Origin of the sequence: Pseudidiomarina sp. CB1 (genome assembly GCF_024752025.1) — a bacterium.
GTDB lineage: Bacteria > Pseudomonadota > Gammaproteobacteria > Enterobacterales > Alteromonadaceae > Pseudidiomarina.
In genome coordinates this window covers 387,076-404,115 of record NZ_JANTPU010000001.1, presented here as the reverse complement: position 1 = coordinate 404,115, position 17,040 = coordinate 387,076, and the positions used below count along the sequence as shown (strand labels likewise).

Below are 17,040 nucleotides of genomic sequence, written 5' to 3'. Positions count from 1 at the left end.
GCCGCTGATGCGCTGCTTCAATTACGCGTCGTCGTCCCACTCACGGCCATCTTGCGCGAGTAAGGTTACTGAGGCGACCGGCCCCCATGTTCCAGCTTGATAACTCTTCGGCAATTCACCTAAATGCGCCCATGCATCGCGAATGCCGTCGATCCAACGCCAGGCGTGTTCTACCTCTTCGCGCGACACGAACAAGTATTGGTTGCCTTGAATAGCCTCAAGTAACAGGCGTTCATAGGCATCAGCAATACGCTTGTTCTCAAAGGTCTCATAAAAACTTAGATCCAACGTCGTCGGCTTAAGTTGCATTTGCTTACCAAGCCCAGGGACCTTATTCATCATTTGAATTTCAACACCCTCATCGGGTTGCAAGCGAATAATCAAACGGTTTGGCGGAAGCTGGCTTAGGCTCTCATGAAAAATGTTGTGCGGCTGCCGCTTAAAGGTAATAACGACTTCGGTGCGCTTCTCGGGCATACGTTTGCCCGTGCGTAAGTAAAACGGTACCCCCGACCAACGCCAGTTATCGATGCGAGCTTTGAGCGCCACGAAGGTTTCGGTGGAGCTTTGTGGACGCGCGCCCTCTTCTTCAAGGTAACCGGGCACTTTGCTGTCGCCCACAAACCCTGCTGTGTATTGCCCGCGCACGGTATCATCTTGCACGTTTTCTGGCGTCACCGGACGTAGCGAACGGAGAACTTTTAGCTTTTCTTCGCGAATATTTTCGGTATCTAAGCGCGTTGGGGGTTCCATCGCAATCAATGACAGCACTTGCAATAAATGGTTTTGTACCATATCGCGCAATTGTCCAGCATCATCATAATAACTCCAACGCCCTTCAACACCCACCTGTTCTGCAGCGGTGATCTGAATGTGGTCAATCGTGTTGTGGTTCCACTGATCCGAAAAAATCGAATTGGCAAAGCGCAGCGCTAATAAATTCAGTACCGTTTCTTTACCAAGGTAGTGATCAATTCGGTAAACCTGAGATTCGTCAAAGTATTCGCCGACTTGCTTATTGATCGCGCACGAGGATGGTAAGTCTTCACCTAAAGGTTTCTCGAGCACCACCCGTGCGGGTTGCTGAGTTAGACCGATACTACTTAAGCCGTCGCAAATGGTAGAAAACAACTGCGGCGGCGTTGCCAGGTAACTAATCGGTGTACGCCCTTCGGTAACTTGCACTACGTCGGCGATGGCCTGATACGCATCGATATTTTGCAAGTCCACATGGCAGTAGTTTAGTTTTGCCGCAAAGCGTTCCCAAACCGCATCATCCACAGCTTCTTTGGTCATAAACTTTTGCAAGCTCGCGTGGACTTGTTGGCGATAAGCATCATCATCCATGGCATCACGCGCCACACCCACCACTCGCGCTTTTGCGTGCAATAAGCCCGATTTTTCTAACTGGTAAAGCGCTGGCAACAACTTGCGACGGGCAAGATCACCTAAGGTTCCGAATAGAATCAAATCGCAACAAGCTGCGGATGTGGTCATTGGCTACCTCTTTAATGGGTCGTTTATTTTGTAATTTTCCAACAATTTGACGAAGATGCTAGCAATCTATTGCTATAAAATCCAATAAAATGTAATTTAATTACAAAATGGACTAGGATTAAGCTATGAATCTTCTCGAACAGTTGCAGCACAGCTTACTTGAACTTAGTAAGTCTGAACGTAAGGTCGCCCAAGTTATCCTGGCCGACCCGCAGTCGGCTATTCACCAAAGCATAGCAAGTTTGGCAGAACAAGCAGACGTTAGCGAACCCACAGTCAATCGATTTTGCCGTACCATGGGGGCTAAAGGTTACCCTGATTTTAAGCTGCTACTTGCGCAAAGCTTGGTCAAGGGTACGCCCTACGTCAATCGCCATGTGGAACAAAATGACACCCTCGCCGACTATACCGCCAAGATTTTTGAATCCACCATGGCGGCGCTTAACGTCACGCGTAATCACGTTGACAACGAAGGCTTACAGCAGGCGATTGACGCACTTAACCAGGCCCAGAAGATTGCCTTTTTCGGCTTAGGTGCGTCGGCTTCCGTAGCCCACGATGCCCACAACAAATTTCTTCGCTTCGAAACGCCCGTGCAGTTCTCCGACGACGTATTGATGCAACGGATGGCGGCGATCAACGCCAAGGCTGGCGATGTACTGATCTTTATTAGTCACACTGGTCGCACCAAGGCGCTGTGCGAAGTTGCTGCACTAGCGAAAGCGAGCGACGCCACCGTTATCGGCTTAACCGCCGCCGATAGTCCATTAGCACGAGAAAGCAACATCGTGCTTTCAACTCAGGTTCCTGAAGACACCGACGTTTACATGCCAATGGCTTCTCGCATCGCACAATTGGTCATCATTGATGTACTCGTAACCGGTTTTACCCTCGACAAGGGTCCTGCATTCCGCGACAAGCTGCGTCGCATTAAGGCCAGCTTACGTGATTCGCGTTACCAGAAAACGATAAAAGATAAGGAGTAATTATGACTATTCGCATGGCCATTAATGGATTCGGGCGTATCGGTAAGAATATTGTACGCGCATGGCTTGAACGTAAGCTCGACGGCCAAATCCAAATCGTTGCGATCAACGACTTAGGAGACCCTAACGTACACGCGCACCTGCTGAAATTTGACTCTGTTCACGGCCCACTGGGTTATGAAGTCACCAGCAATGACGACGCTTTGCGGATTGGGGGGCATGAAATAAAGATGCTTAGCGAACGCGACCCAAGCCAATTGCCGTGGCAACAACTTGGTATTGACGTGGTCTTCGAGTGTACCGGCTTGTTTACAGCGCGCGACAAAGCGGCATTACATTTGCAAGCTGGCGCGCGGAAAGTGTTAGTTTCGGCACCAGCGAAAGGCGCAGATGCCACCATCGTATTTGGCGTCAACGAGCACTTATTAAATGATAGCCATGACGTGATTTCGAACGCTTCATGCACAACAAACTGCTTAGCTCCTGTGGCAAAACCTCTGCATGACGCCCTCGGTATTGAAAACGGGCTTATGACCACTGTGCATGCCTATACCAATGATCAAAACCTCAACGATGCTTACCACAGCGACCCACAGCGGGCTCGTGCAGCTGCACTGTCGATGATCCCTTCAAAGACTGGCGCCGCAGCCGCTGTAGGCCTTGTTATTCCTGAACTACAGGGAAAAGTTGATGGGCTTGCGGTACGCGTACCAACACCTAATGTTTCACTGGTTGATTTATCCTTTATCGCACAGCGCGACACCAGCGTTGAAGAGGTCAACCAGATCATTCGCGAAGCTGCACAGGGTAACTTAGGCAAAGTACTGGGCATCAACACCTTGCCATTAGTTTCCACAGACTTTAATCACAATCCAAGCTCTGCCGTCTTTGACGCAAGTCAAACGCGTGTGAGTGGCCGTTTGGTTAAAGTGATGGCTTGGTACGACAACGAGTGGGGCTTTAGCCAACGCATGTTAGACACTACCCTCACCTGGCTAGGCCAAGCACAGCAATCATCTCCGAGCAACTCTGACGAATACTCCGCAGTACTCATTAACAATTAAATAAGGAAATTTATGCTTTCGTGATTGACGCAAAAAACTTCTTGTTCTATGTTATGAAAGCGCTTTCATAGAGCAGCTTAAAAAAGCATCAAAAGCTAATAATTATAAAAAGCAGTACAACATGAGTAATCAACCAGGAACTCAGTTATGTCTAACAGAACTCTAACCAAGAGCCCCATTGCGGCGCTCTTTTTGACCTTCGGCCTTGTCGGCTGTGGCGGTGGTGATGTCAAAACGACTTCAGATTTTGACGCCGTCGACACAACGGCTCCGGTAGATGATTGGCAACTTGTCTGGAGCGATGAATTCTCTGGCTCAAGTATCGACACCAATAAATGGAACTTTGAAGTGAACTGCGCGGGCGGCGGCAATCAAGAGCAACAGTGTTACACCGACAGCTCAGACAATGCCTTCGTTTCCGATGATACCCTTAAGATTGTTGCCCTCCCCGCTGAAGAAGGTGCAGAAAAACCCTACACCTCGGCACGGTTAAACAGCAAATATAAAGGTGACTTCACCTACGGCCGTATCGAAGTGCGTGCGAAAATGCCTTTCGGACAAGGTTCTTGGCCTGCGGTTTGGATGTTCCCGACCGATGAAGTTTATGGTGGATGGCCGAAGTCAGGCGAGATTGACATTGTTGAAGCGGTTAACCTGAAAGCTGCTGACGCTGACGGCAACCCTGAAGCTCACGTTTACGGTACGTTGCACTATGGCCGCGACGCGCCACAAAATTCTTCATCAGGTAAAGCTTATGCGCTACCTGACGGTGCCAACCCAGCTGACGACTTCCATACCTACACCATCGAATGGCAGGAAGGAGAAATCCGTTGGTACGTTGACGGCTATCTGTATCAAACACAGATGGAGTCAAAAGTTCGTTACAACAGTAAAGGCGAGGCAGTTGGTTTAAGTCATCGCGGCTGGTTCGCTGAATTCTATGATCAAGCGACCGGTGAACTCGAAACGGTCTACAACGAAGCGCCGTTTGACCAACGCTTCCATCTGATCATGAACCTTGCGGTCGGTGGTACTTGGCCAGAAAACGTGAACGAGCTTGGTGTAGACCCCGAAGCGTTTGCGAACGGACAAACCTTTGAAATTGACTACGTCCGTGTTTATGAATGTGCCGCTAACCCAGACACTGGCCGTGGTTGTGAAACGATTCGCGCCGGTTACAAAGACGAAGAAACACTGGTTGAAGGCGAGGCGCCTATCCCCTCACCACCATCGAGCGGTGTTGCAGAAAACCTTACTATTTTCGCTGGCACGCCTAATCCGAACTGGCCTGCATGGGATTGCTGTGGTGGTTCAACTCCAGAAATCGTAGATGATGCCGAAAAAGGTCCATCCTATCGTTTCACGGTTGGTGCAACGCCTACGGTTAACGGCTTTGTTTCACGTTCAGCATTTATCACCGACCCAAATGGCCAACCTTCGCCGTTTGACGCCTCGCCAATTATTGAAAATGGCTCGATTTCTTTTGACTTGAAAGTTGTATCGCAACCTGCTGCGGCAACAACCTGGTTGTTCAAAGTTGAAAGTAACGAAGGCTCGACTGCGGTTGAACTACCGATTAGCTCGAGTGAAGAAGGCGTAGCTCCGGTCGCCGGCGAATGGCAAACCGTTACTTACCCGTTGCAAGCACTGGCAGACGCTGGTCTTGACGTGTCGGCCATTGACGTCATTATGGTGTTCCCTGCATGGGGCACCGGTGAAGGCGCTGAATACTTGCTCAATAACGTTGAAATTGCTGCACCAGAAGGCCCATCACCAGAGCTAGTTCTGTTCGGTGATGCCGAAAACCCTGATTGGCCTTTGTGGGACTGCTGTGGCGGTACTACTCCTGAAGTCGTGACGGATGAAGAACGTGGCCCCGTTGCGGAGTTCTCAATCGGCGCAACCCCAACGGTTATGGGCTTTAAACCAGCCGACGGCAGTGGCATTCAGTTTGACGCCAGCGACATTTTGATCGAAGGCGTGGTGCAATTCGACATGAAAGTCGTCAACCCACCGGCCAGCCAAGACGCGGTTTGGAAGTTCAAAATCGAAAGTGACGGCGCGTCTACCGCGGTTGAAATAGATCTTGCCACTGGCAATGCCGGTAACTCACCTACTACAGGTGAATGGCAGACCTATACTTTTGGCCTGCAAGACCTCGCTGACCTAGGTCTCGACGTTTCGGCGATTGACGTCATCATGATTTTCCCAGCTTGGGGAACGGGCGATGGCGCGGTCTACCGTGTCGACGAAGCGCGCATCTATAACCCAAGCGCTGGTAACGACGGTTTGACCGTTTTTGAAAATAACATCGCGAGCGGCTGGTCACTTTGGGACTGCTGTGCTGGCACCGAGCCTAGCATCGTATCTGCTGATGCGCCGTACGGTTCTGTTGCTCAATTTGAAATCCCAGGTTGGCCTGAGACGGTACTTGGTTTCTTAGCTGACGAAGGCGTAAGTTACGATGCCTCGCCACTCGTTGCGAATGGTGCGATTAGTTTTGATATGCGTATTGTTTCGCAGCCTTCCGCTGGCCCAACCGATTGGTTCTTTAAAGTTGAATCTACCGGTGCAGCTACTGCCGTCGAACTGCCACTGGCGTCAGGTAACTACGATACCGCACCCGTTGCTGGTGAGTGGGCGCGTTACAACTTCCCGTTGCAAGAGCTGTTTGACGCCGGTCTCGATATCAGTGACATCAACGTTATTATGGTCTTCCCTGCTTGGGGGACTGGCCAAGGCGTGGTGTACCAAATCGACAACGTGCAGATTGCTAACTTTTAACGCGTACAGCGCAAAAACGGACGATGAATACAATGAAAAAAACAACGTTTATGAAAAGCCCTGTCGCGGCAGCTGTGTCAGTAGTTCTCACCGCCGGTTTGATGACACCGCTCTATGCGCAAGAGGCTGATGCGAATCAGAACGAACAAGAGCAAGCGCAGCAAGAGAATGTCGAAGTTTTAGAAGTACGCGGTATCCGCGGTAGTCTTGCTCGCTCTACCGATTTTAAACGCAATAGCGATGGCGTCGTCGACGCCATTTCTGCGGAAGAAATTGGTAAGTTCCCAGACACTAACCTTGCGGAGTCTTTACAACGTATTACCGGTGTTTCGGTCAGTCGCGTGAACGGCGAAGGTAGCCAAATTACCGTACGTGGTTTTGGCCCTGATTTTAACTTGGTGACCCTTAACGGGCGCCAAATGCCTGGCACTGGTTATACCCGCTCGTACAACTTAGAAAACCTTTCATCGGTAGGTGTTCGCTCGCTTGAAGTTTATAAAACTGCCCGCGCGGCGACCCCTAGTGGCGGTTTAGGTGCGACGGTCAACATCGTGACCCGTCGTCCATTGGCAAGCCCAGGCCAAAACTTTACGGTTATGGGAAAAGGCATTCACGATAGTTCGGTCGAAACTGGTGACGACGTAACACCTGAAATCGCCGCGATTTACAGTGATACTTTTGCTGACGACCGCGTCGGTGTTGCTTTCACGGTTTCTCAATCGCGCCGTGATTTTCGTGTGCAGCAAGCCAATATTCAAGGCTGGCAGGCCAACGTAGGTCTACCCGACGATCTTGACCCAAGTAAAGTCATCGACCCACGCCCAATCGACGAAGAAGGTAACCGCGTTGGTAACCACTTTTTCCCGAAAGACATGAACTATGGCTTTGCTGATCTAGCAACAGAGCGTACGAACGGACAATTGACCCTGCAATTCGCTCCGGTGGACGATCTGGTGATTACCACCGATTACACCGCCAGCCGTGCCCTCACCGGCCGTGAAGCCTTTGGTTGGGGGATTTGGAACGAATTCGGCGGCAACATTAATGCCTACGAACTCGACGAAAACGGTACTGCGGTATACGCCGATATCGCTGGTAACGATGCTTCGTTTACGGCTGAAAAAGGCACCACCGAAGTTAAAGCCAAGTCGATTGGCCTGAATATCACCTATGATGTGAATGACGACTTGCGGCTCTGGTTTGACGCCCACGATTCGAGCAACTCGACCGACGACGGTGCTGACCCTGGCAGCGGCATGTTTGGTCAAGTGATCTTGGGCTCAGACCAGCTGCGTTCGAAGATCTACGACTTCCGTACCGGCGACATTCCACAAATGTTGGTCAACTGGAACAACGGTACGAATGTTCTTGCGCCGAGCGAAATCGACTCGAACTTCAGCCAATTCTTCCGTCGCGAAGGTGAATCGAACGTCAAGCAATACCAGCTGAAAGGTGATTGGTACAATTACAATACCTTTGATGTGCCGTTAGTTAAGATTACTGCTGGTTTGTCGCGCACCGATCAGGATCTATCGGGTTATACCGCATGGAGTGGTTTGCGTGGTGGACCTGGCTTTAATCCATCGTTCACACAGATTTTCCCTGATGGCATGTTTACCCTCAACCGCACTGGCGATTTCCTAGACCAGTTTGCTGGTGGTGGTAACAACTTGCTGACCAACTATTACTACACTTTTGACTACGACGAAGCTGTCGCACGTCAAGCAGCGTATCTGACCGAAGAGTTGATGGGTAGTGACGCCTATATGCCGAACCCGTTCTTCGACGGAATCGACAGCAACAATTCACTGCGCGAAGTGACCGATGCAATCTTCATCCAGTCGGATTGGGAGTTTGAAATCGGCCGCTACCCTGCCGAGTTAAACTTCGGTTTACGTTATGAGCAAACGGACGTTACCAGCAACGTGGCACAACGTGTTGAGCGTCAAGTGAACTGGGTAAGTGCATCTGAATGGATCATGCAGTATGAACCCACGGATCAGGTGAACTTCCTCACCTTAACCGGTGAACATGATGTGCTGCTACCGATGCTCGACCTTAAAGTCGAATTTACGGATGAGCTTGTCGGCCGTTTCTCAACCGGCAAAACCATCGCTCGGGCACCACTTGGTGCATTAGCAGGCGGTCGCTCGTTAAGTGGTAGCCCGAAACCGGGTTCACGTTCAGGTTCAACAGGTAACCCTAACCTACTTCCGTACGAATCGACCAATATCGATTTAGCCCTTGAGTACTATTACGCTCCAGGTAGCTATGCGTCAGTAGGTTACTTCCGTAAGGAAGTCGACAACTTTGTTCAGAACACAATTACCGAGATCACTGTTGATGGACTTCGTGACATCTTCGAAGGACCGCGTTATCAACAAGCAGTCGCGTCTCTAGAAGGTCGCGGTGAACAAGCCACCAGTACAGCCATTTTTGACGAGATGATTGCACTTGGCTTCGGTAATGGTGAAGGCGTGATTGAGCCAGCTGCGGACGATCCGTTGATTGTTTGGCAGGTGAGCCAGCCGTCAAATACCGATAGTAAAACTGTCGATGGTTTTGAGGTTGCAGTACAGCACCTATTCGGTGAGTCAGGCTTTGGCTTTGGCGTGAATGCCACTGTTGTTGACGGTGACGTGAAATTTGACGTTGATAGCTTAACTCAGCAAGCACCACTGACAGGTTTAAGTGACTCAGCCAACCTACAGGCCTTCTACGAAGACCACGGTTGGTCAGTGAAACTCACCTATGCGTGGCGTGATAGTTACCTCATTGGTGTTGGCCAGGCCCAAGGCTCAGCCGATGCGCCACCACAATTCGCCAAATCTTATGGCCAGTGGGACATGAGCATTAACTATGACGTTACCGATAAATTTACGGTCTTTTTGGAAGGTATTAACCTGACGAACGAGACCGAAGAAGGGTACGGGCGCTACGAAGAACAGTTCCTCTTCGCACGCCAGTACGGTCCCCGTTATGTGTTTGGAGCGCGTTACAGCTTCTAACCACAACGGTGAGCAAACGAAACGAAACGGAAAAGGAACTACGAAAAAGCCCGCTTTATGCGGGCTTTTTTTATTGCGAGCAAAGTAAAAAAGAAGCGCTAGAGACAGAGCGCTTCGTTGTCAGTGGTGGGGACAAGTCGAATGTCGTTGAAGCTTACCGACCATTCGTTTGCCGTACTTAAACCAAAAATACCGCTGGCTTTCGCTAAGTCAAAGCCCTGCTCTTGCAAACACTTAACACTGAATTCAAGCGTCTGCCATTCACCCTGTGGCAATGCTTGCAGCGTCTCGCTAAGTGCAGCTGACACACCACATTGTTCGCCACAATAAAGCTTCAGAGCGACATCATTCGGCACCTGCGCATCAACTCGCAAGCTCACCTGTAAGGCACTATTTGCGGCGTCATAAGCACGTAGATCGCGTGGAAATGGCGTAACAAGATTAAAAGCTGCTAGCGCATCACCACTGAACATGAACTGCCGTGCGTCTTCTTGCACTTGGTCATCAAAGGTTTCACTACGAATAGCGCCGAGTTCTTGAATACTGCTTTCCACAGCGGCACGTTGTTCGCCACTGCGGAGTTCAAGCAACCAAGGTGACTTTACCGCGCGCTCAAACACTACAAGAGGGTCAACTTCGCCTTCACTCGCCAACTGCTCATTCAAAGCGGACGAGAGAATCGCTTCATCACCGTAACTCAGGCCTGCGCCTACGGGTAACAGTGCTGAGCTATCCTGAGGATCGGCTGGCCATGCAAACGGCAAACGACCGGTAACGTCATGTTGCACGGTGCCGTCAACATTGCGCAGCACTACATCTGCAATACCTTGCCCTTCACTACCTGGCAACCACACTGCCATAAATGCGTCAGAAGCATTGAGCTCTGGATTCACCCACATTGGCCGCCCAGAAATAAATAAGGTCACGACCGGAACACCTTGTTCTTTCAGCTTATGCAATAGCGCTAAGTCAGTCGCGTTACCACGCTGATAATCAAGGTTATCAAGGTCACCATTACCTTCAGCATACGGCTGCTCGCCGAAGACGACGACGGCGACATCTGGTTTAGTGGTAAATTCGCCACTTTCACTGAGAATAGCTTCGCCGCCAGCGGCAGCTACTTGCTCGGCAAGACCTTGATAGATCGAGGTCCCGCCGGGGAAATCTTCATTAGTATTACCGGTACCTTGCCAACTAATCGTCCAGCCACCCGATTGCTGACCAATGTTATCAGCACCTGAGCCCGCGACCAAAATACGCTGGCTAGGATCAAGCGGTAGTAACTGCCCGTCATTTTTCAACAACACCAGCGACTGGCGAACAGCTTCACGCGCTACCGCACGATGATCGTCAGCACCAATTAAATCCATACGTCCTGCTAACGGACGCTCGGCTGGGCTAGGTTTATCAAATAAACCAGCACGCATCTTCACCCGTAATATACGACGCACCGCATCATCCACACGGCTTTGCGCAATCACACCGTCACGAACTTGTTGAATCAAGTTCTCATATAAGGGCTTCCACGCATCGGTTGGTACCATATAAACATCAAGACCAGCATTAGCGGCCTGTGGACAATCGTGGTTGGTACAGCCAGGAATTTGGCCATGACCATTCCAGTCGCCGACTACGAAGCCATCAAAACCCATTTTGCCTTTTAATACGTCGGTTAACAGGTATTCATGACCATGGATTTTTTCATCATTCCAGCTATTAAAGCTTGCCATCACGGTTTGTGCACCGGCATTTAAGCCGCCTACATAGCCTTGCGCATGCACGTCAAACAAAGTTTGTTCATCAACCTCGGTATTACCTTGATCGATGCCTGCAGTGGTACCACCGTCACCCACAAAGTGTTTCACCGTGCTGATCACATGCTGGTCGTCGAGAAAGTTCTCGCCAACTTTACCTTGTAAACCAGTGACAATCGCCGCGGCATAATCACGCACTATGGCTGGATCTTCGGAGTAACTTTCATAGGTACGCCCCCACCGCAAGTCCTGGGCGGCAGCGACCGTTGGTGCAAACACCCAGTCAATACCTGTCGCCATCACTTCACGCGCTGTAACATGGGCAATTTGTTCAATGAGCGCAGGATTATTCGCAGCCCCTAAGCCAATATTGTGTGGGAAAATCGTGGCGCCAATAACGTTATTATGACCGTGCACCGCATCGGTACCCCACATTGTAGGAATACTCGAGCCATCCAGACTGTCATCAACCGAAGCCTGATACATCGCGTCGGCCAAATCTATCCAGTCTTGCGGCGTCGCGTATTTGTCGTTATTTGGGAAAGCGCCGCCACCATTTAAGTACGAACCAAAACCGTAGCGCCGCATGTCCTCAACGGTGATATCCCGAATTTCCGGCTGGATCATTTGCGCGATTTTCTGCTCCAACGTCATTTGCTCGAGCATTTCAGTGATACGCGCTTCAGTTGTTTGGTCTAAAACAACCGGCGACTCAATTTTCGGCCAAATTGCATTAGCGTCCGCCGTTGCGTCGTTAGGCGCTTCGATTGTTTGTTCAGCGCAGCCACCTAAAGCTAAAACGATGGCTGCTGCAAGTAACTTCTTTGGGAATGGACCCTGTGCCATTATGCTGCCTCCTGTGCCACTTTAAGCGCTCGTGGCTGGTAGCCGCGCATGCCATAGTAAGCGATGTACACGTAGCACAATAGCGGAATGATGAAGGACATTTGTACGCCCACTTGGTCGGCCAAAAAACCTTGTGCTAATGGCACCACTGCACCACCAACAATCGCTAAACACAGAATGCCTGAGCCTTGACCACGACTTTGCCCAAGATCCTGCAGCGCCAAACTGAAAATAGTTGGGAACATGATTGAGTTACATAGCCCGACAAAAAGCAACGACCACATTGCTAAGGTGCCAGAGCTCGTCATTGTGGTTGCCACTAACAGCACAGCCGCTACTGCATTAAATGCTAACACGCGGTTGCCGCTGAGTTTTTGCATGATCGCCGCACCTAAGAAGCGTCCAACCATAGCGCCACCGAAGTACCAAGAAATATAATGCGAAGCTTTCGAGGTACTCATGTCGCCGATCTCTGGCATTGCAATGTACATGGCCAAGAAGCTACCGATACCTACTTCTGCGCCGACATAAACAAAAATACCTAACGCACCCAGAACCAAATGTTTTTGTTTCCAAGCTGAGCCTTCTTTCGGTAATGCGATTGCTGGGTCAACTTTGCCCATGTCAGGTAGTTTGAGGCGCAAGAAGATAACAGCCATCAACACTAATGCACCAGCCAAAATAAAGTAAGGCAAGCTAACCGTGTCTTTAGAGACACCGGTAACTTCCGGATCAGCCACCCCGCCAAAAATCAGCCACGCACCAAAAAATGGTGCAACAGTGGTACCAAGGGAATTAAAAGCTTGCGTCATTGTTAACCGGCTTGAGGCGGTTTTCTCGCTACCAAGCACCGTCACATAAGGATTCGCCGCTACTTGCAAAATGGTTACCCCGGAAGCTAACACGAACAAGGCAAGTAAGAATAAACCATACACTTCGGCTTGCGCGGCAGGATAGAACAGTACACAACCCGCACCGGCAATCATTAATCCGGTAACAATGCCCGACTTGTAGCCGATCTTACCAATCAGGTACCCTGCCGGAACAGAAACAATAAAGTAAGCGCCGAAGAAACAGAACTGTATCAACATCGACTGCGCGTAGTTCAAATCAAACAGTAAGCGTAAATAAGGAATAAGAATGTCATTCAAGCAGGTAATAAAGCCCCACATGAAAAAAAGTGTGGTCAGCGCAGTCAACGCAAACCTGTAATTCGTGTTCTGTTGGGTCATAATCGCCTCAATCGTTATAATTTTTTGACCTTAGGCCGAATTATGGCCTATGATGAAAGCGCTTTCATTTATAGCATAATTGGACGGTTTCGCAATCCTTATGAAAAAAATAAGCCTACCACAGCATTCAAAAATGCTTACCTCAGACTTCGTCTTCGGCGTAGCTACTTCGTCATTCCAAATTGAGGGCGCAGCTAATGATCGCGAGCCGAGCATTTGGGATACCTTTTGCGCCGAACCAGGTCGCATAAAAGATGCGTCAAATGGCCTAGTCGCCTGTGAACATGTGAAACATTGGCGAGACGACGTCGAATTGATTGCGAGCCTTGGCGTTGACGCCTACCGCTTCTCAGTGGCTTGGGGCCGCGTGATAAATGCCGATGGTAGTGTGAACCACACCGGTTTACAGTTTTATATCGACTTAGTGGATACTCTGAACAGTAAAGGTATTGCGCCGCACGTGACACTTTATCACTGGGACCTTCCGCAATATCTGCAAGATCAGGGCGGCTGGTTAAATCGCGAAACTGCCCAGCGCTTTGCTGACTACGCAGAAGTTATGGCCAAAGCTTTGGGTAATAAAGTGGCGAGCTATGCCACTTTGAATGAACCGTTTTGTAGTGCGTATTTGAGTTATGAAGCTGGTATTCATGCACCAGGCGTGAAAAACCGTCAACAAGGACGCCAAGCGGCACATTATTTATTACTCGCTCATGGCCTTGCCCTTCCCCGGCTGCGCAAATACGCGCCACAAGCAGAACATGGCATCGTGCTTAATTTCAGTCCCTGTTTCGCGGCAACCGATTCTCCTGAGGACATTGCGGCCGCCAAACTCGCTCACAACTATCACAACTTGTGGTATCTACAGCCATTGCTAACGGGTAGTTATCCTGACTTGCGTCATGCTTTGCAAGCAGAGGACATGCCGTCGATTTCCGCTGGTGATATGGACTTTATATCGCAACCAATTGATTTTCTTGGCGTCAATTACTACACCCGCACAGTTTTCCGAGAGAAAAATGGCTGGTTCTCAGATGTGCCGCCCACCACTCCACCGTTGACCACCATGGGCTGGGAAATCTACCCACAAGGCCTTACTGAAGTGCTGATCGACTTAAAGCGAAGTTTCGCGAACTTCCCACCGATTTATATTACTGAAAACGGCGCAGCTTTTGCTGATAAATTAGTCAACAATGCAGTACACGATGAAGCCAGAATCGATTACTATCAGCAACATCTACTTGCGGTTCACAACTGTATTGAAGCAGGACTCGATATGCGCGGCTACTTTGCTTGGAGCTTACTCGATAACTTTGAATGGGCGGAAGGCTATACGCAACGCTTCGGTATCGTCTATGTCGACTACGCCACGCAACAGCGCATACTTAAAGACAGCGCTAAAGCACTGCAAAGCTTCTGGCGTCATCGCGCGGCGCAACTGCAAACGGTAGGCGCAGTATGATTTCTCGTCGTGAAAAAGTAGCTTACGGGCTGGGTGACACCGCAAGTAACCTGATTTTTCAAACGGTAATGTTATTCCTCGCTTTTTTCTATACTGATATCTTTGGCATTTCGGCTGGCACGGTCGGCACCATGTTTTTGGTCGTGCGCCTGATCGATGCGATCACCGACCCGCTTATGGGGTTACTCGCTGACAAAACAAATACGCGCTGGGGGCAATTTCGCCCCTACTTGTTATGGCTCGTTATTCCTTTCGCAGTCTGCAGCATCTTAGCATTTACTACGCCGGATCTCGGCGCTACCGGCAAAGTAGTGTACGCTTATGCGACCTATACGCTGCTGATGCTTGCCTACACGGCGATCAACATCCCCTACTCGGCCCTTGGCGGTGTGTTGACCAAAGATCCTGACGAGCGCGTCTCAGTGCAATCCTATCGATTTGTCTTTGGCATGTTAGGCGGCCTCATTGTCACGTTACTCACCCTCCCTTTGGTCGATTGGTTTGGGCAAGGTAACAAGGCGCAAGGTTATCAGTTAACGATTGCAGCCATGAGCGTACTAGGCGTATTGTTGTTTCTCCTCTGCTTTGCTGGCACCAAGGAACGCGTCCACCCGCCACACGATCAACAGCTTAATTTCGGCTCAGGGCTTAAAACACTTTGGCAAAATGATGCATTACGAACACTGGCAATTGTCGCCGTCTTATTGCTGATTGGTATTGCGATTAAAAACACGCTTGCCATTTATTACGTCAAATATTATCTGATGCGCGAAGATTTGATTACCACGTTTGTGTCGATTGGCATGGTAGGCAATATTTTAGGTTGTGCGCTGGCCAACCCTTTAACGCGACGTATTGATAAAGTACAAGCCTATAAAGCCCTGCAAATTATCGCTGCGATACTGTCAGCAGCAGCCTTCTTTGTGCCCGCTTCACAGTTAACTTTAGCTATTGTGCTTTATTTTTTCTGGAGTTTTTTCCTACAAATGGCGACCCCGATGCTGTGGGCTAAAATTGCCGACGTGGTCGATTTTGGACAGCGAGAGTCAGGGTTACGAGCGAACGGCTTGGTCTACGCTTCGGTGGTATTCTTTATTAAAATAGGCATCGCGCTTGGTGGGGCTATTGCCGGCTGGTGGTTGGCTATTTACAACTACCAAGCTGGACAAGCGCAAACCGAACATACCCAATTGGGTATTCTGATCGCCTTCACTTGGTTACCTGCCATAGCATCGCTGCTTGTTGCTTGGGTCATGCGCGGGTACACTTTGAACCGTGCGCGTGTGCAACAAATTGCCCGCGAATTAGAACAAAGTGCATAACGAGAATAACAAAGCATGGCAACCATTTATGAAGTCTCAAAATTAGCAGGCGTATCGTTAGCCACCGTCTCACGAGTGATTAACAACACGGCGCCGGTGCGCGCTTCAACAAAAGAAAAAGTCGAAGCGGCCATGCGAGAGTTAGGCTACCGGCCAAATTCGGTTGCCCAATCATTGGCGAGTAATCGTTCCAACAGTATCGGCATCTTGGTATCCGAGCTAGGTGGTCCGTTTTATGGCGAATTATTGAGTCGCATCGAAAGCGAATTCCGTGCCGTTGGTAAACACGTTATTGTCGCCGCTGGACATAGTGACGCCGAACTCGAACGCGAAAGTATTGAGTTTCTTCGCAGTCGTAATTGCGATGCGTTAATTTTACATGTCGAGTCGGTAAGCGACGATTATCTGCGCGGACTAGCCGACAGTGGCACGCCTTTTGTCGTGATTAACCGCCACGTCGCAGCCGTCGCTGACCGTTGCATCACCCTCGATAACGAACTGGGTGGTTATCTTGCCACCCACCACTTATTGGAACGCGGACATCGCCGTATTGCCTACGTTTCAGGCCCGATGTGGAAACACGACGCGAGTGAACGTTACAAAGGTCACTTGCGTGCATTAAAAGAATTTTCCGTAGCTGAAGATAAAAGCTTATTTTTCGAAGGTGACTTCCAAGAAACTGGGGGCGTTCGCGCGCTACACCACTTCCTTGATGCAAAAGCCAAATTCACGGCGTTGGTTTGTGCTAACGACGAGATGGCATCTGGTGCGATTACCGTCGCCCACGAAGTCGGCCTTGAAGTACCTGCAGAGTTAGCGGTGGTCGGCTTCGATAACGTCAATTTTTCACATTACACGTATCCGAAGCTAACCACCGTCGATTATCCCATTGAGGCGATCGGTCAAATGGCTGCGCGTTGGGTGCTCAAACACGTGTACCAACAGCCTGTACCTGAGTTAAAGGCTGTGTTTCAGCCGCAATTGATTCCGCGCGACTCGGCATAGCACTAAAAAAGCCCCGCACTGCATGCGGGGCTAAACGTCGTGCCGGGGGGCACTCACTGTGCGACCTTGCGGTGCGCGGG

10 protein-coding genes are annotated in these 17,040 nt (G+C 50.0%); 7 read left to right on the top strand and 3 right to left on the bottom strand.

Annotated elements, in window-relative coordinates; translation table 11 throughout:
- Positions 1-21: 21 nt before the first annotated feature.
- The gene (gene zwf / locus NV375_RS01875) at positions 22-1,497 is read right to left on the bottom strand and encodes a glucose-6-phosphate dehydrogenase (RefSeq protein WP_258806731.1); all 1,476 of its coding nucleotides are present in this window, start codon (positions 1,495-1,497) and stop codon (positions 22-24) included.
- A gap of 125 nt (positions 1,498-1,622) precedes the next feature.
- On the opposite strand from zwf, the gene hexR reads away from it, so the two are divergent.
- The 4 genes from hexR to NV375_RS01855 all read left to right on the top strand — a co-directional run bounded on the left by hexR (position 1,623) and on the right by NV375_RS01855 (position 9,339).
- Positions 1,623-2,483 (top strand): transcriptional regulator HexR, encoded by an 861-nt coding sequence (hexR, locus tag NV375_RS01870; protein WP_258806730.1) that lies wholly within the window; start codon positions 1,623-1,625, stop codon positions 2,481-2,483.
- A 2-nt stretch (positions 2,484-2,485) separates the two neighbouring features.
- Positions 2,486-3,547: a type I glyceraldehyde-3-phosphate dehydrogenase gene (gap, locus tag NV375_RS01865; RefSeq protein ID WP_258806729.1), complete on the top strand. Its 1,062-nt coding sequence runs from the start codon at positions 2,486-2,488 to the stop codon at positions 3,545-3,547.
- A gap of 147 nt (positions 3,548-3,694) precedes the next feature.
- Positions 3,695-6,331 (top strand): glycoside hydrolase family 16 protein, encoded by a 2,637-nt coding sequence (locus tag NV375_RS01860; protein ID WP_258806728.1) that lies wholly within the window; start codon positions 3,695-3,697, stop codon positions 6,329-6,331.
- Between the two features lie 32 nt (positions 6,332-6,363).
- Complete coding sequence (locus NV375_RS01855) at positions 6,364-9,339, top strand: TonB-dependent receptor (protein ID WP_405035453.1); 2,976 nt, start codon at positions 6,364-6,366, stop codon at positions 9,337-9,339.
- A gap of 98 nt (positions 9,340-9,437) precedes the next feature.
- Here the strand turns inward: NV375_RS01855 and NV375_RS01850 are convergent, their stop codons facing one another.
- Positions 9,438-11,939 carry an exo 1,3/1,4-beta-D-glucan glucohydrolase gene (locus tag NV375_RS01850; protein ID WP_258806726.1) on the bottom strand — a complete coding sequence of 834 codons (2,502 nt, stop codon included), beginning with the start codon at positions 11,937-11,939 and terminating at the stop codon, positions 9,438-9,440.
- Positions 11,939-13,171, bottom strand: a complete 1,233-nt coding sequence (locus NV375_RS01845) for a sugar MFS transporter (protein ID WP_258806725.1) — start codon at positions 13,169-13,171, stop codon at positions 11,939-11,941. The genes NV375_RS01850 and NV375_RS01845 overlap by 1 nt, the downstream gene beginning before the upstream one ends.
- A 100-nt stretch (positions 13,172-13,271) precedes the next feature.
- Here NV375_RS01845 and NV375_RS01840 point away from each other — a divergent pair, with 100 nt between their 5' ends.
- From NV375_RS01840 to NV375_RS01830, 3 genes are read left to right on the top strand one after another with little or no spacing between them, the layout of a single operon-like run.
- Entirely contained in the window at positions 13,272-14,633 is a 1,362-nt protein-coding gene (locus NV375_RS01840) for a GH1 family beta-glucosidase (protein WP_258806724.1), read from the top strand.
- Positions 14,630-15,955 carry a glycoside-pentoside-hexuronide (GPH):cation symporter gene (locus NV375_RS01835; protein ID WP_258806723.1) on the top strand — a complete coding sequence of 442 codons (1,326 nt, stop codon included), beginning with the start codon at positions 14,630-14,632 and terminating at the stop codon, positions 15,953-15,955. Before NV375_RS01840 ends, NV375_RS01835 begins: the two co-directional genes overlap by 4 nt.
- Positions 15,956-15,970: 15 nt before the next feature.
- Positions 15,971-16,960: a LacI family DNA-binding transcriptional regulator gene (locus tag NV375_RS01830; RefSeq protein WP_258806722.1), complete on the top strand. Its 990-nt coding sequence runs from the start codon at positions 15,971-15,973 to the stop codon at positions 16,958-16,960.
- Positions 16,961-17,040 lie beyond the last annotated feature (80 nt).